Consider the following 20563-nt stretch of genomic DNA (forward strand, 5'->3'; position numbering starts at 1 on the left):
CGCCCATGCAAGAACAAAACAGCCTGACTACCGACTTTCTATCGACCGGCGTGCCCGGCCTGGATGACGTGCTGGCCGGCGGCCTGACCCGCGACCGGCTGTACCTGGTCGAGGGCGAACCGGGCACGGGCAAGACCACGCTGGCGCTGCAATTCCTGACCGAGGGCGTGCGGCGCGGCGAGTCGTCGCTGTATGTCACGCTGGCCGAAACCACGGTCGAGCTGCGCAGCGTGGCGCAGTCGCATGGCTGGGACATGGCCGGCATCCACATCGAGGAAATCATCCCCGACGAACACGCGCTCGATCCGGACCAGCAATACACCATCTTCCACCCATCCGAAATCGAGCTGGGCAGCACCACCCAGCGCATCCTGGCCGCGGTCGACCGGCACCGGCCACGCCGCGTGGTGCTCGACTCGCTGTCGGAGCTGCAGCTGCTGGCCGAAAGCCCGCTGCGCTACCGCCGCCAGGTGCTGGCGCTGAAGCAGTATCTCAGCGGGCGCGGCTGCACCACCATCTTCCTCGACGACCGCACCGCCCTGTCCACGGACCTGCAGGTGCGCAGCGTGGCGCACGCGGTGCTGACGCTGGAACTGGCCGATCAGGACTATGGCGCCGAGCGGCGCCGGCTGCGCGTGGTCAAATACCGCGGCATCGCCTACCGCGGCGGCGCCCACGACTACCGCATCCTCAGGGGCGGGCTGCAGGTCTACCCGCGCCTGGTGGCGGCCAATACGCGCGAGAACAGCGAACGGGCACAGCTGTCGAGCGGCCTGCCACAGCTGGACGCGCTGATCGGCGGCGGCCTGGAGGAAGGCATGAGCACGCTGATCAGCGGCCCGTCCGGCACCGGCAAGTCGTCGCTGGCGGCGCAGTTCGTGCACGCGGCCACGCTGCGCGGCCAGCGCTGCGCCATGTTCCTGTTCGAGGAGGCGCGCAACAATATGCTGAACCGCTGCGCCAACCTCGGCATGAACCTCGGCGACGCCATCGCGCAGCAGCTGCTGTCGGTGCAGCAGATCGATCCGGCCGAGCTGGCGCCGGGCGAATTCGCCAGCGCCGTCATGCAGGCGGTCGAACAAGGCGCGCGGGTGGTGGTCATCGATAGCCTGAACGGCTACCTGAACGCGGTGCCGGAGGAGCGCTTCCTGATCATCTACCTGCACGAGCTGCTGACCTACCTCGGCCAGCGCGGCGTGGTCAGCATCATCGTCGGCGTGCAGTCGGGCATGCTCGGGGCCGGCATGAGGAACGCTGTCGACGCCAGCTATCTGGCCGACAACGTCATCCTGCTGCGCTACTTCGAGGCAGCCGGCGAGGTACGCCAGGCGATCTCGGTGTTCAAGAAACGCGGCAGCACCCATGAACGCACACTGCGCGCGTTCGAGGTCGGTCCCGGCGGACTGAAGGTCGGCCCGGTGCTGAAGGATTTCCACGGCGTGCTGACCGGCGTGCCCAGCTACCATGGCGCCGCCGACGCCGCCCCCGGCTGAGCCGATGGAAACGCGCATCCTGATCTACGCCCCCACCGGCCAGGACGCGCCGCTGGCGGCCAAGGTGCTGGCCATGGCCGCCATCGGCAGCCACGTCTGCGCCACGCTGGCCGATCTGGAGCAGGCGCTGGCGGACGGCGCCGGCGCCGTGCTGACGGTCGAGGAAGCGCTGGCGCCGGGCGGCCTGCAACTGTTGCAGGCCTGCGTCGCCCGCCAGCCGGACTGGTCCGATCTGCCGATCATCCTGCTGACGCACAGCGGCGCCGATTCGCCGGTGGTGCGGCAGGCGGTGGCGGCGCTGGGCAACCTGAGCCTGATGGAGCGGCCGGTGCGCACGCTGACGCTGATCACCGCGCTGCACGCGACGCTGCGCGCGCGCAACAAGCAGTACCAGGTGCGCGAAGCGGCGCGGCGCAAGGATGAATTCCTGGCCAGCCTGGGCCACGAGTTGCGCAACCCGCTGGCGCCGATCCGCACCTCGGTGTCGCTGCTGACGCACCTGTATCCGGACGCCGCGCCGGTGGCGCGCATCCGCGACATGGTCGAGCGCCAGGTGCGCCTGCTGACGCGGCTGGTGGACGACCTGCTGGACGTGGCGCGCATCACCAGCGGCAAGATCACGCTGCAACGCCAGCTGGCGTCGCTGGCGGCGGTGATGAACCACGTCAACGAGCTGTGCCAGGACGCCGCCGCGGCCAAGCGCATCCACATCGCCTGGCAGTTGCCGCCGAGCGAAGTCATGCTCAATATCGACTACGCGCGCGTGGTGCAGATCTACGCCAACATCGTCTCCAACGCGGTCAAGTTCACGCCGCAGGGCGGCCATGTGGCGGTGGCCGCCGCCATCGACGACGGCGGGCTGCTGGTGAGCATCCGCGACAACGGCATCGGCCTCGACGCCGACAGCATCGCCCGCATCTTCAATATGTTTGAGCAGAGCAAAACCGTCAACGGCCAGTTTTCCAGCGGCCTCGGCATCGGCCTCAGCCTGGCGCGCCAGTTTGCCGAGATGCACGGCGGCACGGTGGAGGCGTTCAGCGAGGGCGCCGGCAAGGGCGCCGAGTTCGTCGTCCGGCTGCCGGTGCTGGACCAGGCCGGCCAGCGCGACGCCGTGCCGCTGGCGCAGGCGGCCGGCGCGGACGGCCGCAAGCTGCGGGTGCTGGTGGTCGACGACAACGAGGACGCCGCCGATTCGCTGACGGCGCTGCTGGAACTGGATGGCTTCGACGTGCGCACCGTCTACGACGGCGCGGCCGCCATCGGCGCGGTCGGGCAGCAGGCGCCGGACATGATCATCATGGACCTCGGCATGCCGGGCATGGACGGCTACGAGACCGCGCGCGCCATCCGCCAGCAGCCCGGCGCCGAGCGCATCCTGATGCTGGCGCTGACCGGCTGGGGCCAGAGCGACGCGCGCCGCCGCACCCTCGACGCCGGCTTCGACCACCACCTGGTCAAGCCGGTCGAGCTGGACCAGATCGTCCGCCTGGCCGGCGCGCGCCAGAACCGCGACCAGGTGCAGGCGGCGCGCTAGGCGCCGGCCGCGCCCGGCTTATTTCCAGTCGCCGCGCAGCGCCGCCACGCGCAGCTTCAGCGCGTCGGGCGTGACGTCCTGCGGCGCCACCGGTTCGCCGACCACCAGTTCCAGCCGCGAGCGCAGGCCGCTGCGGAAGGCGCGGCCGAAGACGTTGGCCTGGTTGCGGCTCAGCAGGTGGCCCCACAGGCCGCGCAGCGCCATCGGAATCACCGGCACCCTGCTGCGCTCGATGATCTTGGCGATGCCGCCCTTGAAGTCGTTGATGTCGCCGGTGCGGGTCAGCTGGCCCTCGGGGAAAATGCAGACCAGCTCGCCCTCGTGCAGCGCCTGGGCGATGTCGACATACGCCTTCTCCATCAGCCACGGGTCTTCCTTGGCCGGCGCGATCGGAATCGCGCGCGCGGTGCGGAAGAGCCAGCCCAGCAGCGGCAGCTTGAAGATGCGGTGGTCCATGACGAAGCGGATCGGCCGCGGCGCCGCCGCGCCGATGACGATGGCGTCGACATAGCTGACGTGGTTGCACACCAGCACCGCCGCGCCCTCGTCCGGAATGCGCGCGGTGTCGACCGTGTGCACGCGGTGGATGGTGTGGATCAGCAGCCAGGCCAGGAAGCGCATCAGGAATTCCGGCACCAGCGAGAAGATGTAGACGGCCACCAGCGCGTTCAGCAGCGCCGTCACCAGGAACAGCTCGGGAATGCTCAGGCCCTGCCCCAGCAGCACGATGGCCAGGCCGGCGGCCGCCACCATGAACAGCGCGTTGAGGATGTTCATGCCGGCGATGGTGCGCGAGATGTGCGCCGGGTCGCAGCGCGTCTGGATCAGCGCGAACAGGGGCACGATGAAGAAGCCGCCGAACATGCCGATCATCAAAATGTCGAACAGGATGCGCCACATGCCGTGCTGCGCCAGCAGCGCCAGCGCGTCCAGGTGGGCGCCGGCCGCCGCCGCGCTGCTGTAGGCCAGGCTGGCGAAATACAGGTCGATGCCGAAAATCGTCAGGCCGATCGAGCCGAACGGCACCAGGCCGATTTCCACCTTGCGCCCGGACAGTTTTTCACACAGCAGCGAGCCGCTGCCGACACCAAGCGAGAAGATGGTCAGCAGCAGCACGAAGGCGCCGTGGTCGCCGTGCAGATAATCCTTGGCGTACACCGGGAACTGCGCCAGCACCAGCGCGCCGTAGAACCAGAACCAGGAGTTGCCCAGCATCGACAGGAACACCGTGCGGTTATTGCGCGAGAAATTGATGTTGCGGATCGATTCGCCGACGAAGTTCCAGCTGATCTTCAGTTCCGGCGCCGGCGCCGGCGAATGCGGAATGCGGTAGGCCGCCACCAGCCCCATGGCGGCCACCAGCACAGTGGCGGCCGCTTCCAGCCACAGGCCGTGCGGCTGCTGCACCACCAGCACCGCGCCCAGCACCTCGCCCATCAGGATGCCGACAAAGGTGCCCATCTCGGTGACGCCGTTGCCGCCGATTAGCTCCTCCTTACTCAGCTGCTGCGGCAGGTAGGCGTATTTGACCGGGCCGAACAGCGTCGAATGGATGCCCATGCCGACCACCGCCGCGATCAGCAGCCACAGATGGTGCGTGACCCAGCCGACGGCGGCCACGGCCATGATGGCCACCTCCAGCCACTTGACGCAGCGCGTCAGGCCGGACTTCTCGAACTTGTCGGCCAGCTGGCCGGCGGTGGCGGAAAACAGCACATACGGCAGGATGAACAGGCCGGGAATCAGGTTGGTCACCAGCGACGGCGACATCGTGGTCCAGCTCAGCGCGTCAAACGTGATGATGACCACCAGCGCAGTCTTGAACAGATTGTCGTTGAACGCACCGAGGAACTGGGTCCAGAAAAACGGCGCGAAGCGGCGTTGCTTCAACAGGGAAAACTGATTGGGCTGGCTCATGAGGGAGGTGTCCGTTCAGGAAAGATTGAGCGGATTATAACCGCTCGCCGCAACCAAGCATCATGCAAACAAGCAATTGCACTGCGCCGTATCAATGCCCCAGTCATCCAGCGCGTGCGCGGCCCCGCTGCAGGTCAAGGCGCCCGCCACATGCGCCGTCATCCCGCGTACCGCGGGTCGCCCGCTCCAGAATCCGCTCTGCATCGGGCAGCAGCTTGCGCCACTGCAAACCGTACAGAAACGTCGGGGTGGAGAGAATCAAAACACTGTCCGGTAGTCGCACCAGGAAGTTGGCTTTGCGAATATCCGAATCCTCAAACAGCAGCAAGCCGGCATCGATACCCTCCTCAAGTTCCGCGGCGAGCACCTCCGCCGCCGCCATTTCACCGCGATTGCGCGTACGCAGCGTGGGATTGAAGGCCAGTAATGCCTGGAATTCCGCAAACTCCTCAGTGGCGGCTAGTTCCACCAGTTGCCGATTGCGCTCGACCCAGGCCAGGAGCGTGCGCGCGCCGGGCTTATCGGCATACCTGGTGACTTCAAAGTGCACCATGTCCGGAATCACAATCCGCGTGCCCAGCAGTTTGAGCGTGTCCAGCGCATCCGCTACCGCAAGCGTGATCAGCGGTCTGGCGTCGGTGACGATCAGCGCGATGTTCATCCGAACACCGTGTCAAACAAGCACTGCTGTGCTTCATTGAAATGCACGCGGGTGTCGACACGCGGCAACGCCAGCCCCCTGTCCGCCAACGCCGACAAGATGTCGCCGAACCACCATCCGGTTGCTTTTTCCAGCTGGCGGCGGCTTATTCGACCAGCCGAATAAGCCGCCAGCAGTTGCTCCAGTTCACCGTCAGCTACAGCCAGATCTTCCATGGCTCACCTCCATGGATCGACTACACACCGCGTTATGCGGCCTGCTGCATCGTCTGCTGCGCGGACGCGGGCGGGCGCAGCGACCAGACGCTGTGCGGATCGCCATGGCGGCCGCGATGCAGCACGGCGCGCGCCATCTTCCAGTAGGCGACGGCGAACAGCAGCGCGATCGCCGCCACGCCGGCCACGATGGGGTCGCCCTGCAACAACGCCAGCAGCGGGTTAAGGCCGGTGCGCCACCAATGCGCCAGCGGCACGGCCAGCGTCAGCACGGAACACAGCACCAGCAGCTCGTGCGCGGCGCGCGCCGGCGGCCGGGCAAACGCCCACAGCACACAGGCGAAGAACACCGCGTAATAGCCGCGCTCCTCCCACAACGGCAACTGCGCTGCCGGTCCCAGCTTGTTCAGCACGAACACCGCCGACACCCCTGCCACGCAGCCAAGGCACACGCCCAGCGTGGCCTGCGCCATCAGCCTGCCGCTGCGCGGCTGCACCAGTTTCTGCCGCTTGCGCCGCGCCTCGATCCACAGCAGATTGCCGCTATAGAACAGGAACGCGCCGGCGATGCCGAGAATGAAATACACCCAGCGCACCGCCAGCTCGCCGAAACTGCCGAAGTGCAGCGCCTGCAGGCTGCGCAGGAAGCGCGTACCGGGCGTGAAGTTCTCCGGCATCATCACCCGCTGCACCTGGCCGCTGCTGGCGTTGAGCACCACGGCGCCCATGTCCGCCACCGATTGCTGCTGCACATGGCCGTACGCCTGCACCTGCGCATTGGCGTCGCCGGCATGGCGGTAGCTCAGCGTCGACACCTCGATGCCCGGCACTGCGCGCCGCACCTCGGCAAGCAGTTGCGCCGCTGGCGCCAGCGGCGCCGCCACGCCGGCCGCCTTCACCGGCGCGGCGGCGTTGATGTCCGGCCCCACCAGCTGCAACAGCTTGCCGTCGAAGACCAGGTACTGGAACGGCGCCAGCAAAACCAGGCCCAGCGCCAGCACCGCGCTGCTCCACGCGTACATCAGGTGGAAAGGCAGCGACAGCATGCCGATGGCGTTATGCGCGTCCTGCCACATGCGCTTGATGTTTTTGCCGATGCGCAGCGCGAACAGATCCTTGAAGAAGGTCGGCGCGTAAATAATCACGCCGCTGGCCAGCGCCACGCCATACAGCACGCACACCACGCCCAGCACATAGATACCCCAGCCGCGCGGCAGGCCGGCCGTGTAGTGCAGACGGTAGATGAAGTCCACCAGCTGCGAACGTTCCTCGAACTCTTCCAGCTTGCCGCCGGCGTCGAGGCGGAAATGGCGCTCGTCGAATTCCAGCATCATCCCCGGCTCGAACGCGGACGGCAGGCGCAGGAAGAAGCCCTCCTTCGCTTTCGGGTGCGCCTGCAATACCGCATCGATCAGTTGTTGCGGGTCTTGCGGCGCGGACGCCACCTGCGGCAGCGGCGTCTCCCACGCGTGCAGCTCCTCATGGAACAGCGTCACCGCGCCGGCATAAAAGGCGATGAACAGGCCGAAGCCAGCGATCAGCCCGACCCAGGTGTGCACCGAGATATAGGTGCGTAAGGTAGCGGCCTTCATGCGACGATCCTTATCAGGCCACTGGCCTTGAGAAAATGCAGCGCGGTGTAGCCGGCCACCGTCAACCCGCCCATCCACAGCCAGGCGCGCAGGCCGCTTTTGAACAGGAAGGCGCCGGTCATCACGGCGATCCACACCAGGAAAAACACCAGCAGCCATGGCAGCGTGGTGACGGACTGCGAGCTGCTGAGCAGCGCCGCAAAGCCGACCACCAGCACCGACAAGGGCATGCCGAGAAAAATCGCGGCGGTCGATTTACCCCACATGGCGCGCTCCTTTCCTGCGCCACGCGTCCAGGTAAGGCAGCAGCACCAGCGCGCTCATGAAGCCGGCCAGCGCGATGCACACGCCGCACCAGAAGCCATAGGCCTCGACCGCGCTGGCGATCGAACCGACGGCCAGCGGCACCGACAGCCAGCGCAAAAAGGCCTGGCGCTTCAGCGCCGCCGGCCATAGCGACTGGTGCGGCGAGGCCAGGTACAGACAGAGCGCGGCCAGTGCCGCCACGCCGATACAGATCCAGTTCATCGCGCCTCCTTACATTGCACCCTGCACGCCGAAGCCGTACTGGCGCGCGCTGCCCAGCGCCACCGCATAGCGGCCGGTCACGGTTTCCAGCTTGTTGTGGGTGACATAGTGATGGTTGGTCAGGTTGCTGCCATAGGCGAACAGCGTCAGGCCGTTGGCCAGCGTGTAGGCGGCCTTGCCGCCCAGCGTGGTGTGGCCGTCGTTGCGGTCGAGGTTCTCCGGGCCGATGTAGGTGCCGGTGGCGTGCTGGAGGTTCATGTTCAGCATCCAGCGTCCCGGCGTCCAGCTAAAGCCCAGCGACTGCGTCTGGCGCGGCGAGCGCGCGAACTCGTGGCCGCTGTAATCGCCGCCCGGCGAATCGAAGTCGATGAATTTGGTGCGCGCCAGGCCCACCGCGCCAAACAGCTCCAGGTTGCGGGTCACGCGGCCGCGCAGTTCCGCCTCCAGTCCTTGCAGGCGCGAGCTGCCGGCGTTGACGAACCACGTATCGAGCGTGTTGGCGCCGATATTGACCTGCTGGTCGGTCCAGTTGACGCGATAGGCGTTCAGCGACACCACCATGCCGTTATTCAGCGCGCCCTTCAGCGACGCCTCGTAGTTCCTGGTGTACTCGGGCGCGAAGGCGTGCGAGCCGCGCTGGTAGCTGTAATCGACGCCGCCGGTGCGGTAGCCGCGCTGCGCCGTCAGGCCCGCCACCCACTCCGGCGACAACGCATAGCGCAAGCCCAGCTTGGGCAGCCACACCGCGTTATCGGTGCGCAGGTCCTGCGTGCCGTCCGGCGAAAAGGCGCCGCCGGCGATCAGCTGCTTGTAGATCTGGCGCGCCAGCGCCGAAGTGCCGTCGGTTTCGGTGGCCAGCACGCGGCTCTGGCGCTCGCCGTCGTAGCGCATGCCGGCGGTCAGCGTCAGCTTGTCGATGACGTAATCGAACTCGCCGTAGACGGCGCGCGTCTTGCTGGCATTGTCCTGCATCTGGCGGCGGCTGATGAACTCCGCGCTGTAGGCCGCGTCGCACACCGCCTGCACGCGGCACTGGCCGATCAGTCCCAGCACGTAGGACACCGGCACCACGAACTTGTCGTCGCCGGCGTAATACTGCTGCGAGTAGTACAGGCCCGCCACGCCTTTCAGCTTGTGGCCGAACAGCTGCGTGTCGAAATTGGCGCGCGCCTCCTGCACCCACTGGCGGTCGATGTTCTCGCCATTGCGGATGCCCTGATTGAGCTCCGTGCCGTCGTAGTCGGCCACGCGGGTGTAGCGGTTGTGCGAATAGGTGGTCAGCAGCGTGATGTCGGCGCCGAGCGCGCGGAAAGTCTGCTCCAGCGCGGCTGAGCGGGTGTGGTTGACCACCTCGCGCGTTTCGTTGGAAAAGTTGAGGCGCGCCGCGGCCGGGGTTTTCACCGCCTCCACCGTGTTGTAGCCGGGGCGCTGCTTGTCGTCCACCAGCGTCACCAGCGCCTGGTAGGCGTCGCCCCAGGGCGTGATGCGCAGCTTGCCGCGCAGCGTGTGGCCGTCGTCGCGGTTGGCGCGCTTGTCGTCGCGGGTGACGTTGTACACATCGCCGTCGCGGCGGCGCTGTTCCAGCGTAACGCGGCCGGCCAGCACCTGTTCGACGATGGCGCCGCCGCCGGCCAGCGCCACCTGCGTCGCGTTCTGGTTGCCGGCGCTGACGCGGTAGCTGAAATCGCGCGCATCCTGCGGATCGCGCGTGCGCAGCACCACCGCGCCGGCCAGCGAGTTGCGCCCCTGGTTGGTGGACTGCGGGCCCCGCAGCACTTCCACGCGGTCGGCGTCCCACACGCTCAGTCCGGAAATGGTCTGGCCAAAGCCGTCCTGCGGCACGCCGTCCACCACCACGGTAATGGTCTTGCCGCCGCCGCCGGTCGGGCCATACGACTGCACGCCGCGGATCGACAGGTTCTCGGCGGTGCCGACGTTGGCCATCTGCGCGATCACCTCTTCCACGGTTGCCATGCCGGATTCGTCGATCTGGCGGCGGTTGCGGGCGCCGACGCTGGCGCTGCTGTCGATTTCCGTGCGTTTCAGCTTGTCGCCGGAAATGACCACTTGTTCGATCGGCTCTTCGGCGTGTACCGACCAGCAGGCCATGACGCCTGCCAGTGCCGCCACCATCAGTTTGATGCGCATTACTCGTTTCCCCGTTTTATTATCTAAAAAAGAAGATAGTAAATGAGAATCGTTTACAATCAAAGCGCTTTATTAAAGTGGTATCATGATGGCGATGCGGGTGCCGGCCGCCAGCCCGGTATCAATGGTGACAGTGCCGTTGACGGCATACACCCGTTCGCGCATGCCGACCAGGCCGATGCCGCCGGCCGCCTGCGTGGCGTCGAATCCCTTGCCGTTGTCGGCGATACCCATGTGCAGCGCGCCCGCTTCCCGCGCCAGCGTCACCGTCGCGTGCGTGGCGCGCGCATGCTTGACGACGTTGGCCAGCGCCTCCTGCACGATGCGATACGCGGAGATGGCAATGTTTTTTCCATCCGCGAGAAGTCTCCCTGGGCCTGCAATTCGAAGCGGCAGCCGCCGCGTGCGCTGTCATAATGGCGCACCAGCTCCTCCACCGCGCCATCCAGCCCCAGCATGTCCAGCACCTCGGGCCGCAAACGGCGCACCAGCGAACGGCCGCTGTTGTACAAGCCCAGCGCCAGCTTGGTGATGGACTGCGCCCTGGCGCGCGTCTCGCCCTCCGGGTTCAGGTCGGCAATGCGCTGCGCTTCCAGCCGCACGGCGATCAGCGTGGCGTTGAGTTCGTCATGGATTTCCAGCGCGATGCTCTGGCGCTCATCCTCGACCGCCGTGTTGACCTTGCGGATCAGCCTGCGCTTCTCGTCGTCCGCCTCGCGCAGCGCCCGCATCGACGCCTGCAATGACGCGTCCAGCCCCTTGGCCAGTTGCCACGCCAGCAGCACGCAAGCCAGCAGCCCCAGGCTGCCGACCGCCAGTTCCACATAAAAGCGGCGCGTCTGCCTGAGCAGCAGCGCCGATGGCGACATCGTCACCCGCACATAACCCATGGTTTCCACCGTGACGCCGCTGGCGCCGGCCGGCTTATCCTTCTGGTAGGGCTTGCCGTCTGGGCCAAGCACCGACACCCACATCAAGCGCTTGAGAACCGGCGCCTCGTAGTAGCGCAGCTCGGCCGCGCTGGCTGGCGCGCGCGCGGTGGCCTGCACCAGCGCGCGCCGCTGCGCATCCAGCACGTCGATGCGGTAGATGCTGGGATCGGCGCGCAGCAGGCCGTTGATGGTCAGCTTGAGATCGTCATAGCGGCGGGCTACCACGCTGAACTCGCTGCTGTCGGCCAGCACCTTGGCCACCAGCGGGCCGCGCTCGGCCATTTCCTCGCGCACCTCGGCCAGCCGCGACTGGTAGGCGTACCAGACGAAGGTGCAGAACAGATAAGCGAGCGGCATGGCGGTCATGGCCACCAGTCGCGTGCGCACGCTCCACCGCCGCCAGGGCTGCCAGCGCATCAGGGTTCAATCAGGCCGTGCTTGACCGCCAGCCGCGTGATGTAGGCCGGGCGGTGCACGCCCAGCTTTTCTTTCACCGCCTGGCTGATATTGCTGATGGTCTTGGTCGAGACGTCCAGCTTTTCGGCGATTTCCGCATTGGTCAGGCCTTCGGCCATCAGCGTGAAGATTTCCAGCGCGCGCTCGTCCAGTTGCGACTGCGGCGACAGGTCGCCGCGGTACCGACAGGTTGGCCAGCCGCTCGGCGATGTGCGGCAGGAAGTACAGCTCGCCGTCATGCGCGCGGCGCACCGCCGCCGCCAGGTCGGCCGGATCGCAGTCCTTGGTCATGAAGGCGCGGCCGCCGATACGGTAGGTTTCCTTGATCAGGCTGTCCTGGTCGAACTGGCTGAGGAAGATGATGGCGGCCGACGGGGTCTGCGCCAGCATCTGTTTTGCCACATCGAGCCCGGTCAGCTGCTCGCCGAAGCGGATGTCCAGCACGCACACGTCCGGTTGCAGTTGCGCGAATTGCGCCAGCGCCTCCTCCGGCGACCGCGCCTGCGCCACCACTTCCAGCCCTTGCCCTTCCAGCGCCATGGCGAAGCCTGTCATTACCATCGGATGATCGTCCGCCAGCATCACGCGTATTTTCTTCATTTTGCTACCTGTAGGTACTTGATGGTGCAAGCATAACATATAAATTGTGCTTTTATTTGCCATTCAATGGAATAGTATACTTCCATCAAGTAGCAATTTTAACGACCACAAAGGAGCAAGCATGAACCAAAAGAAGAATCTGACGGGCATGACCACGGTAGTCCTGCTGCACGCCGTGCTGCTTGCGGCCTTCCTGCAAGGATCGAAGCTGACAGTGTTCAAATCGAAGCAGCCAGTGGTGGACCTGCTGACCAATGTCGAGCCGCCCAAGCCCAGGCTGCAAGAGCCGCAGGTCGAGGAGCCGCGCATGACGCCGCCGGACATCTTCGTGCCGCAAACGCCGGTGGATGTGGTGATCGACACGCCGCCCAAAGTCAGCACACGGCCGCTGGCGGACGCGCCGCCGGCCCAGCCGCCGGGCCGTGGCGTGGCGGAGCCGGGCGAGAGGACGCCGCCGCTCAAGGCCGCGCCGGTGGTCACCGCCGCCGTGGTGGACGCCCAGGCCTGCAGCAAGCCGGACTATCCAAAGAACGCGCTGCGCAACGGCGACACCGGCACCGTCATGCTGGCCTTCCTGATCGGCGCCGATGGCAAGGTGGCCGAGGCGCGGGTGGAGCGTTCCAGCGGCTTCCGCGAGCTGGACCGCGCGGCCCAGGCCGGCCTCAGCCTGTGCAAGTTCAAGCCGGGCACGGTGGACGGCGTGCCGCAGCAATCCTGGACCAGGATGCAATATGTCTGGAGCCTCGACTGATACTTGATGAAGTTGGCGTGCAGGATTTTCTACTCTCCTATATAATATTGCCCCAGCGAAACGGAATGCCCGCAAGACGCGTTTCCGTTTTGCTGTTCTTAGCCACAACTTTAGGAATAGCAAATGAAAAAGAATGTACTGTTCGCCCTGATCGCAGCCCTGGCTGCTCCACTGGCCGCTCACGCTGAAGGCGCCTACATCGGCGGCAACGTCGGCCGTGCCGAACAGAAAGCCGACTTCGACGGCTTCTCGCTGAAAGACCACAACACCGCGTACAAAGTGTACGGCGGCTACAACTTCACCCAGAACTTCGGCATCGAAGGCGGCGTAGCCGACCTGCGCGAAGCGGAAAAATCCGAAAGCGGCCTGCGCGTTGCTTCGAAAGCACGCACCGCCTACGTGGCTGCCACCGGCACCCTGCCGCTGAACGAACAGTTCGCCCTGATCGGCAAAGTAGGCGCCGCCTACAGCCACGTTAAAGTGTCGGCATCGGCACTGGGCTTGTCGGACAGCGGTTCGGACAACCACGCATCGCCATACGCCAGCGTAGGCGCGGCATTCGTGCTGAACAAGAACGTCAGCTTCGTTGCTGAATACGAGTACTTCGGCAAGATCGCCAAAGACGGCGACGCCCACATCAAGGCCAACCTGGTGTCGGCCGGCGTGCGTTACACCTTCTAAGAAATGTCGTTCCCGCGCAGGCGGGAACCCATGCTGAATCGGCTATGCCAGCGTTCCATGGGTTCCCGCCTGCGCGGGAACGACTGAGAGCTTATGACGGCTTCACCGCCACCAGGTTAATCAGCGTCTCCTCGCGCACCGCCGGCGGCTTGATGCGCAGCACGGTTTCCATCATGCCCAGGTCCTCGCGGCTCCACCACAAAAACGGATACGACACCGCGCTATCCGGCACCAAAAATCCTGCGTTGCGCACCATGGCCAGGTATTCCGGCGCGGTCTTCTGCACATCCATCGGATGGCGGAACAGCAAGCGAATCACCCACGAATGAATATAGCGCCGCGTCGATTCGGCAAACAGCAGCACTCCGCCCGGCTTGAGCACGCGGAAAAATTCCTCAATCGCGCGTTCCTGATCAATCAGGTGATGGAAAGTCTGGTGGCAGAACAGCAGATCCACCGAGTTATCTTCCAGCTTGATATTGGAACTGGAGCAGCAGACGAAGTCCGCCTTGATGTTCAGCGCCGCCACTTCCCTGGCCGATTCCTCCAGCATTTCCGGATCGATGTCCATGCCGATCAGCCGTTTCGGCGCGAAACGCTGTTGCAGCTTGCCCAGCGAACGGCCGTAGCCGCAGCCCACGTCCGCCACCACCTCGAAGCTGCGCGGCGCGCCGGCCGGCATCAGGCGGTCCAGGTCCTTCAGCGCGCGTTCCAGCACATGCACGGTCCAGGTCTCGGTGCGCAAAAACCATTTGCCGAAAGCCGTCTCCGGCACATGGGGATCGCCCGGCGGCTGCATCAAATCTACATTGGCGCTCATAAGTCTTCTTCTCTCTACGTTATTCACCGCGGGGCGAAACTTTCAAATTCACGTACAATATCGGACCTTCTTCAGCGATTCATTCCGTGTCAGTGTTACGTCCCCGCCTGCTGCTTGCTGCTTTCTCTCTACTGCTCTGCTGCGCAGGTGCGCTGGCCCAGGGCCAACCGGCGCCGGTGCGCTTCCTGCTGACCTTTGACGATGGCCCGGCGGCGGCCATCAACGACAACCCGACCGGGCACATTCTCGACGTCCTCGCGCGCAAGCACATCAAGGCCGTCTTCTTCACCCAGACCCGCGCCTGGCACGGCGGCGGCACCGAAATGGGCCGCTTCCTGATCCGCCGCGAACACGGCGAAGGCCACGTCGTGGCGCTGCATTCAGCCACCACCTTCCATTCCAACCACCGCTTCATGAGCCGCGAGAAGCTCGATGCAACGATGCGCCTGGGCGTCGATGACCTGATTGCCGAAACCGGCGTCGCCCCCAAGCTGGTGCGCCCGCCGTTCTGGGCCTACGACGCCACCACGCTGGCCTCGTACCGCGCGCACGGCCTGCACATGCTGCTGACCGACCTGAATGCCAACGACGGCAAAATCTACGGCATCAACTTCAGCTGGCACAAGCGCTCCAACATGCTGACCCACCTGGCCGAAACGCGCCAGCGCTGGGCCGCCGGCGCCATGGCGTCGGTGGACGGCTACACGCCGGTGGTGGTCACCTTCCACGACGTGAACACCTACACCGCGCGCCACATCGAGGAATACATCGACATCCTGCTGGACGTGGCGCGCGAACTGAACGTGCCGCTGGCCGACAAGCCGTTCTACGATAATCGCGATGAGCTGGAGCGCGCCGCGCTGGCCGCCACCATCAGCAACCCGGACGCCAAGCCGCAGCTGCCCGGCCTGTGGAACTGGCTGTGGCAGTAGCCGTCCGCGTCACGGCAGCCTGACCAGCTCGATCTGCGGCGGCCGCGCCAGCGGCTGTTCGCTGCACACCACCACCGACAGCTCGGCATGCGGCACGGCCACGCAATGCCCCCGCAGCGCCCAGCTTGAAGCGCGCCTCCTTCTCGCTCCATAAACGATAAAACCCGTCGGTGCGCTCGTCGCCGGGCAGGTGCTGGATGCGCGCCCATTGCGCCATCTCATCGGCCTCGAACGCTTGCGCCGCCAACGCCGGCAAATCGCGCGTGGCGTCGCGCAGTTCGATGTCCAGCCCGAGCGCGGTGTGCGCGCTGACCGCGCACGCCACCCAGCGGCCGCTGTGCGCAATGCTGAAGCCGGGCGCGCCGTTCTTCGGCACCGGCGCCGCCAGCCTTGGCGCCTTGCCGATCTGTTCTTCCAGCCTGATCTCCTGCGGCATGGCGCCCAGCAGCCGGCCCAGCGCGGCACGCAGCAGCACGCGGCCAACGATGAACTGCCGCTGTCGCTGGGCGCGCACAAAGCGCTGATGGCGCGCCATCTCGCTGGCCGTCAGCCAGCCACGGTAGCGCTGCAGGTCGGCATCCGCCACCGCGTCGGCATCGCTGATCCACAGGGACACAACAGGCGAAAATGCTTGAGAGTGATTCAAAACCGACTAATTCCTCAGAGGGATGTTATGCAATAAACCAGCGCTTATCCCGATTGTAACTTGCCTACTCGGCGACCTTGACGAAGTCCCCTTCAGCGCAACGCCCGCCATGATGGCGCCATCGGCGCATTCGAACTCGGTGGCGCTGGCCATCTCGACATCCTTGAAGTTGCTGACGATGTTAATCACCGCGTTGGCGCCGACTTCCTTGGCGCGCTTTTGCAGCGCCAGCATGGCCGACAGGAATACCCAGTTGCAGGACTTCTCGGCCGATTTGCCGAAGCCGTTGGTGCGCTGGCTGGTTTTGTCGCTGGTGATTTTGGTCAGCACCTTGGGCGTCTGCTGGCCGGCGAAATAGAACTTCACGCCTTCATCCAGGCGCTTCTCGGCGTCGTTGACGGCCAGCGCGCCGGCGATCGGCAGCTTGATCATGGTGTCGGCGGCCGATGCGGAGAACGAGGCAGCCATCAGGGTGGCGACAAAGATTATCTTCTTCATGTGGTTTTCCTTATTTGACGTAGCGTTTAAAAATCAGCGACGTGTTAATGCCGCCGAAGGCGAAGTTATTCGACATCACGTAATCGCACTGCAATGCGCGGCCCTCGCCGGCGATGTAGTCCAGCGCCGCGCATTCCGGGTCGACCTGGTCCAGGTTGATGGTCGGCGCGAACCAGCCCTCGTTCATCATCTGGATGCTGATCCAGGCCTCCAGCGCACCGCAGGCGCCCAGCGTGTGGCCCATGTAGCTCTTTAAAGAGCTGATCGGCGTGGCGTTGCCGAACACCGCCAGCGTGGCCTGCGATTCGGCCACGTCGCCCTGCGCCGTGCCGGTGCCGTGGGCGTTGATGTAGCCGATGTCCGACGCCTGAAGGCCGGCGTCTTCCAGCGCCAGCTGCATCGCCGTGCGCATGGTGTCGGCGTTGGGCTGCGTGACATGGCAGCCGTCGCTGTTGGTGCCAAAGCCCACCAGCTCCGCGTAGATGGCGGCGCCGCGCGCCTGCGCGTGTTCCAGGTCTTCGAGAATCAGGCAGCCGGCGCCTTCGCCGATCACCAGTCCGTCACGCCCGCCATCGAAGGGGCGCGGCGTGGTGTGGCCGGCGTCGTTGCGGGTGCTGGTGGCAAACAGGGTATCAAACACCGCCGCTTCGGTGGCGCACAATTCCTCGGCGCCGCCGGCCACCATGGCCACCTGCTTGCCGCCCTTGATCGCCTCATACGCGTAGCCGATGCCCTGGCTGCCGGAGGTGCAGGCGCTGGACGTGGTGATGACGCGGCCGGTGATGCCGAAAAAGACGCCTATGTTGACCGGCGCCGTATGCGCCATCATCTTGATATAGGTGGTGGCGTTGATGCCCTTGGTGGTGCGCTCCTCCATCATGCGGCCAAAGTCGCCGATGGCGCTCGGCGTGCCGGCCGAGGAACCGAAGGACACGCCCATGCCGCCGCTCTTCAGCAGCGGATGTTCCAGCAGGCCGGCGTCTTGCAGCGCCAGCTCGGTGGCGCGGGTGGCCATCAGCGCCACCCGGCCCATGCTGCGGATCGCCTTGCGGTTGTAGCGCTCGTTCAGTTCAAACGGCGCGGCCGGCGCGCCGAGGCGCGTGTTCAGCCCCTCGTAGTCTTCCCAGTCGGCCATGCGCACCACGGCGTTGCGATACTCGCCCAGGCGCTGGCGGATGGCCGGCCAGTCGTTGCCGATCGGGCTGATGCCGGCCATGCCGGTGACGGCTACGCGGCGGCTCATGCCAGGCCACCATTGACGGAAATGACCTGGCGCGTGATGTAGCCGGCCTCCTCGCCGACCAGGAAGCTGACGGCGGCCGCCACCTCTTCCGGCTTGCCGACGCGGCGCGCGGGAATCTGCTTGAGCGCCTCTTCCATCGGCACGTCCTCGATCATGTCGGTTTCGATCAGGCCCGGCGCCACGCAATTGACGGTGATATTGCGCTTGGCCAGTTCCAGCGCCAGCGCCTTGGTGGCGCCGATGATGCCGGCCTTGGCGGCGCTGTAATTGACCTGTCCGCGATTGCCGATCAGGCCCGAGACGGAGGCCAGCGTGACGATGCGGCCCGGCTTGCGGCGCTGGACCATCGGCATGATCAAGGGGTTCAGCACGTTGTAGAAGCCGTCCAGGTTCGTTTGCAGCACGATGTCCCAGTCCTCGCCGGACATCGCCGGGAAGGCGTTGTCGCGCGCCACGCCGGCATTGCACACCACGCCGTAGTAGCAGCCATGCTGCTCGACGTCAGCCTCCAGCGCGGCGGCAGTGGCGGCGCGGTCGCCGATGTCGAATTGCAGCACGCGCGCCGCACGGCCCATGGCTTCGATCTCCTGCGCCACGGCGTCGGCCTCGGCGCGCTGGCTGCGGCAATGCAGCACCACATCGTAACCATCGCGCGCCAGGCGCAGCGCGATCGCCTTGCCGATGCCGCGCGACGATCCCGTCACCAGCACGCTCATGGATTTATTCTGATTCATCCTACGTTTCCATCTTTGAGAAATTGATTGACATTATGCGGCTGGAACACCGTCACCGTGGCCGTGGCGGCGGCGCTGGCGCCATCGACGACATCGATCCGGCACTCGAACGCGCCCAGGCCATTCTCGGCCTGCAGCACGCGGTGCACATGCACGTGCAGCACCTCGCCCAGCGCGAACTGCGCCACCTTCGCCTCGTATTTGCGCGAGCCAAGCAGGAAGCCGACCTTGACTTCATCGCCACGCTGCATGGCCAGCCAGCCCGCGTGGGCGGCAATCGCCTGCGCCATGTATTCGATGCCGACCCAGGCCCCGACGCCGCCCTCGTTGGCCAGCATGCTGCCGGCGTGGATGCGCACCTCGGCGCACAGGTCGTCGGTGTCGGCGCTGACCACGCGGTCCAGCAGCACCATCTGGCCGGAATGCGGCACCAGCGTGCGGATATCGGGCAGGCTCACGACGCTCTCCCCAGCAGCAGCACGGCGTTCGAACCGCCAAAAGCAAAGGAGCTGCTCAGCACATGGCGCAGCGGCCGGCCCAGCGCGGCGCCCACCGCCGCCAGGTTCAGCGCCGGCAGCGCGCTGTCGGCGACGCCGTCCCACAGGTGCGGCGGCAGCATGCCGTCGGCGTTATCGTCCTGCATCGCCAGCCAGCAGATGGCCGCCTCGATGGCGGCCGCCGCGCCCAGCGTGTGGCCGGTGAACGGCTTGGTCGAGCTGACCGCCACTTCGCAGCCAAACAAGTCGGCGATGACCTTCGATTCCATGGCGTCGTTCTGCGGCGTGGCGGTGCCGTGCATATTGATGTAATCGACCTGCGCCGGCTGCACGCCGGCGCGCTGCAAGGCTTGCGTCATCGCCAGCCGCGCGCCCTCGCCGGCCGGATCGGGCGCCGACATATGGTGGCCGTCGGACGATTCGCCCCAGCCCATCAGCGCCACCGGCGCCGCTTCCGCCGTCATCAGGAACAGCGCCGCGCCCTCGCCGATATTGATGCCGTGGCGGTTGGCGCTCATCGGATTGCACTGCTCCCGGCTGACTGACTCCAGCGAGGCGAAACCGGCCACAGTGAAGCTGCACAGCGAATCGGCGCCGCCGGTGATCACCGCGTCGCACAGGCCCATGCGGATCAGGCGCGCGGCGCTGGCCATGGCCTTGGCGCTGGACGAGCAGGCGCTGGAATGCACATAGGCCGGGCCGCGCAGGCCCAGTTCATGCGCCAGCATCTCGGCCGGCGATCCCATCTCCTGCACCGCGTAATGGAAGTCCTGCGGCAGCGATCCGACGGCGGCGTACTGGCCCACCGCCTGCTCGGTTTCGCCGATGCCGGAGGTGCTGGTGCCGATCACCACGCCCACGCGGTCGACGCCATAGCGCGCGATCGCCGCGTCCACGGCGGGACGGATTTGCGCCAGCGCCGCCAGCGCCAGTGCGTTATTGCGGCTGCGAAGGTGCGGCGGCAGGTGCGCCAGCGACGGCAATGGCGCGCGCACGGCGCCCAGCGGCAGCTCGCGTCCGGACGACCAGCGGCTGCTCGCGGCCACGCCGGTCTGGCCGGCGTACAGGCGCGTCTTGACCTGCGCGTGGCTGTCGCCAAGCGCGCAGATGATGCCGCAATCGTTCAGGTAAATATTCAACATGCTAGCTCTCTGGTGCAAACTGTATCGTGAGCTTATAGTGATATCGCAGGTTTTCCAACACCACCGTGCCGCTCCAGCGCGGATCGCCGCTGTAGGCTATCTCCATAATAGGTTCATCGGCAAGGTACACGGTGCGCTTGCGCCCCTGCTCCGCCACGCGCCAGCCGGCCGGCAGCGCGGCGGCGATGGCGTCGGCGGGCCATAGCGTCAGCTGCATGTCCTCCAGCACATCCTCGGCGCGTACCTGCGACGGCAGCATGATGTGGCGCCACGACGTCAGCTCCTTGCCGTCGTAGCGCAGCGTCAGCACGCGCTGGCCGAAGGCCAGCCCCACCACGTCGATCGCCTCCGGCTCCACCTGCAAAGCCACGTCCAGGTCGTCGGTGCGGCCGTTGCGCTCCACCTTCAGGTGCTGCTGCACGCTGATGGACGCGCCCAGCGCCGCCGGCGCCAGCTTCAGGCCGAGACGGGCGGCCGGCGGCGGCCTGGTGGCGCAGGCGGCCAGGGTCAGCGCCACCGCCATCGCGGCGGCGGCATGCCAGC

Annotated in this window: 23 protein-coding genes and 1 pseudogene; 5 read left to right on the forward strand and 19 right to left on the reverse strand. The window is 66.1% G+C overall.

All coding sequences use genetic code 11. From position 1 onward, the window contains the following. Positions 1 to 5: 5 nt before the first annotated feature. Entirely contained in the window at positions 6 to 1493 is a 1488-nt protein-coding gene (locus ACRQ5J_RS21660) for an ATPase domain-containing protein (RefSeq protein WP_432379679.1), read from the forward strand. Between the two features lie 4 nt (positions 1494 to 1497). Continuing rightward, positions 1498 to 3027: a response regulator gene (locus tag ACRQ5J_RS21665; protein WP_432379681.1), complete on the forward strand. Its 1530-nt coding sequence runs from the start codon at positions 1498 to 1500 to the stop codon at positions 3025 to 3027. Between the two features lie 18 nt (positions 3028 to 3045). Here the strand turns inward: ACRQ5J_RS21665 and ACRQ5J_RS21670 are convergent, their stop codons facing one another. The 11 genes and pseudogenes from ACRQ5J_RS21670 to ACRQ5J_RS21720 form a co-directional block, all read right to left on the reverse strand. Then, a complete protein-coding gene (locus ACRQ5J_RS21670) occupies positions 3046 to 4944 on the reverse strand; it encodes an MFS transporter (RefSeq protein WP_432379682.1) in 1899 nt (632 codons plus the stop codon). A 103-nt stretch (positions 4945 to 5047) separates the two neighbouring features. Beyond that, the gene (locus tag ACRQ5J_RS21675) at positions 5048 to 5605 is read right to left on the reverse strand and encodes a hypothetical protein (protein WP_432379684.1); all 558 of its coding nucleotides are present in this window, start codon (positions 5603 to 5605) and stop codon (positions 5048 to 5050) included. Continuing rightward, complete coding sequence (locus ACRQ5J_RS21680; protein WP_432379686.1) at positions 5602 to 5820, reverse strand: hypothetical protein; 219 nt, start codon at positions 5818 to 5820, stop codon at positions 5602 to 5604. Before ACRQ5J_RS21680 ends, ACRQ5J_RS21675 begins: the two co-directional genes overlap by 4 nt. A gap of 32 nt (positions 5821 to 5852) precedes the next feature. After that, a complete protein-coding gene (locus tag ACRQ5J_RS21685; RefSeq protein WP_432379687.1) occupies positions 5853 to 7412 on the reverse strand; it encodes a PepSY-associated TM helix domain-containing protein in 1560 nt (519 codons plus the stop codon). Beyond that, entirely contained in the window at positions 7409 to 7678 is a 270-nt protein-coding gene (locus ACRQ5J_RS21690) for a hypothetical protein (RefSeq protein ID WP_432379689.1), read from the reverse strand. Before ACRQ5J_RS21690 ends, ACRQ5J_RS21685 begins: the two co-directional genes overlap by 4 nt. After that, on the reverse strand, positions 7668 to 7940 hold the full coding sequence (locus ACRQ5J_RS21695) for a hypothetical protein (RefSeq protein ID WP_432379691.1): 273 nt from the start codon (positions 7938 to 7940) through the stop codon (positions 7668 to 7670). The genes ACRQ5J_RS21690 and ACRQ5J_RS21695 overlap by 11 nt, the downstream gene beginning before the upstream one ends. 9 nt (positions 7941 to 7949) lie before the next feature. Further along, complete coding sequence (locus ACRQ5J_RS21700) at positions 7950 to 10088, reverse strand: TonB-dependent receptor (protein WP_432379692.1); 2139 nt, start codon at positions 10086 to 10088, stop codon at positions 7950 to 7952. A 72-nt stretch (positions 10089 to 10160) separates the two neighbouring features. Beyond that, positions 10161 to 10409 carry a sensor histidine kinase gene (locus tag ACRQ5J_RS21705; RefSeq protein ID WP_432379694.1) on the reverse strand — a complete coding sequence of 83 codons (249 nt, stop codon included), beginning with the start codon at positions 10407 to 10409 and terminating at the stop codon, positions 10161 to 10163. Next, positions 10352 to 11407: a histidine kinase gene (locus tag ACRQ5J_RS21710; RefSeq protein ID WP_432379696.1), complete on the reverse strand. Its 1056-nt coding sequence runs from the start codon at positions 11405 to 11407 to the stop codon at positions 10352 to 10354. Before ACRQ5J_RS21710 ends, ACRQ5J_RS21705 begins: the two co-directional genes overlap by 58 nt. 29 nt (positions 11408 to 11436) lie before the next feature. After that, positions 11437 to 11715: a response regulator transcription factor gene (locus tag ACRQ5J_RS21715; protein ID WP_432379698.1), complete on the reverse strand. Its 279-nt coding sequence runs from the start codon at positions 11713 to 11715 to the stop codon at positions 11437 to 11439. Positions 11716 to 11782: 67 nt separating this feature from the next. Then, positions 11783 to 12139 (reverse strand): annotated as a pseudogene (locus ACRQ5J_RS21720) (response regulator); the annotation flags it as partial. Positions 12140 to 12197: 58 nt separating this feature from the next. Here ACRQ5J_RS21720 and ACRQ5J_RS21725 point away from each other — a divergent pair. Together ACRQ5J_RS21725 and ACRQ5J_RS21730 are read left to right on the forward strand one after the other, a co-directional pair. Continuing rightward, the gene (locus ACRQ5J_RS21725; protein WP_432379700.1) at positions 12198 to 12827 is read left to right on the forward strand and encodes an energy transducer TonB; all 630 of its coding nucleotides are present in this window, start codon (positions 12198 to 12200) and stop codon (positions 12825 to 12827) included. A 123-nt stretch (positions 12828 to 12950) separates the two neighbouring features. Further along, positions 12951 to 13508: an outer membrane beta-barrel protein gene (locus tag ACRQ5J_RS21730; protein ID WP_432379702.1), complete on the forward strand. Its 558-nt coding sequence runs from the start codon at positions 12951 to 12953 to the stop codon at positions 13506 to 13508. A gap of 91 nt (positions 13509 to 13599) precedes the next feature. Here ACRQ5J_RS21730 and ACRQ5J_RS21735 read toward each other — a convergent pair whose 3' ends face one another. Next, positions 13600 to 14328 (reverse strand): class I SAM-dependent methyltransferase, encoded by a 729-nt coding sequence (locus ACRQ5J_RS21735; protein WP_432379703.1) that lies wholly within the window; start codon positions 14326 to 14328, stop codon positions 13600 to 13602. A gap of 92 nt (positions 14329 to 14420) precedes the next feature. On the opposite strand from ACRQ5J_RS21735, the gene ACRQ5J_RS21740 reads away from it, so the two are divergent. Continuing rightward, on the forward strand, positions 14421 to 15260 hold the full coding sequence (locus ACRQ5J_RS21740) for a polysaccharide deacetylase family protein (protein WP_432379705.1): 840 nt from the start codon (positions 14421 to 14423) through the stop codon (positions 15258 to 15260). Here ACRQ5J_RS21740 and ACRQ5J_RS21745 read toward each other — a convergent pair. From ACRQ5J_RS21745 to ACRQ5J_RS21775, 7 genes are read right to left on the reverse strand one after another with little or no spacing between them, the layout of a single operon-like run. Further along, positions 15202 to 15876 carry a 4'-phosphopantetheinyl transferase family protein gene (locus ACRQ5J_RS21745; protein WP_432379707.1) on the reverse strand — a complete coding sequence of 225 codons (675 nt, stop codon included), beginning with the start codon at positions 15874 to 15876 and terminating at the stop codon, positions 15202 to 15204. The two genes, ACRQ5J_RS21740 and ACRQ5J_RS21745, sit on opposite strands and share 59 nt — an antisense overlap. A 36-nt stretch (positions 15877 to 15912) precedes the next feature. Beyond that, positions 15913 to 16404 (reverse strand): excinuclease ATPase subunit, encoded by a 492-nt coding sequence (locus ACRQ5J_RS21750; RefSeq protein ID WP_432379709.1) that lies wholly within the window; start codon positions 16402 to 16404, stop codon positions 15913 to 15915. A gap of 10 nt (positions 16405 to 16414) precedes the next feature. Then, positions 16415 to 17647: a beta-ketoacyl-ACP synthase gene (locus tag ACRQ5J_RS21755; RefSeq protein WP_432379711.1), complete on the reverse strand. Its 1233-nt coding sequence runs from the start codon at positions 17645 to 17647 to the stop codon at positions 16415 to 16417. Next, positions 17644 to 18381 (reverse strand): 3-ketoacyl-ACP reductase FabG2, encoded by a 738-nt coding sequence (locus ACRQ5J_RS21760; protein WP_432379713.1) that lies wholly within the window; start codon positions 18379 to 18381, stop codon positions 17644 to 17646. The genes ACRQ5J_RS21755 and ACRQ5J_RS21760 overlap by 4 nt, the downstream gene beginning before the upstream one ends. After that, positions 18378 to 18839: a 3-hydroxylacyl-ACP dehydratase gene (locus ACRQ5J_RS21765; protein WP_432379714.1), complete on the reverse strand. Its 462-nt coding sequence runs from the start codon at positions 18837 to 18839 to the stop codon at positions 18378 to 18380. The genes ACRQ5J_RS21760 and ACRQ5J_RS21765 overlap by 4 nt, the downstream gene beginning before the upstream one ends. After that, on the reverse strand, positions 18836 to 20020 hold the full coding sequence (locus ACRQ5J_RS21770; RefSeq protein ID WP_432379716.1) for a beta-ketoacyl-ACP synthase: 1185 nt from the start codon (positions 20018 to 20020) through the stop codon (positions 18836 to 18838). The genes ACRQ5J_RS21765 and ACRQ5J_RS21770 overlap by 4 nt, the downstream gene beginning before the upstream one ends. 1 nt (position 20021) lies before the next feature. Beyond that, a complete protein-coding gene (locus ACRQ5J_RS21775) occupies positions 20022 to 20543 on the reverse strand; it encodes a DUF3261 domain-containing protein (protein ID WP_432383706.1) in 522 nt (173 codons plus the stop codon). Between the last annotated feature and the right edge of the window lie 20 nt (positions 20544 to 20563).

Origin of the sequence: Duganella sp. P38, from assembly GCF_050859475.1 — a bacterium.
GTDB lineage: Bacteria > Pseudomonadota > Gammaproteobacteria > Burkholderiales > Burkholderiaceae_D > Rugamonas.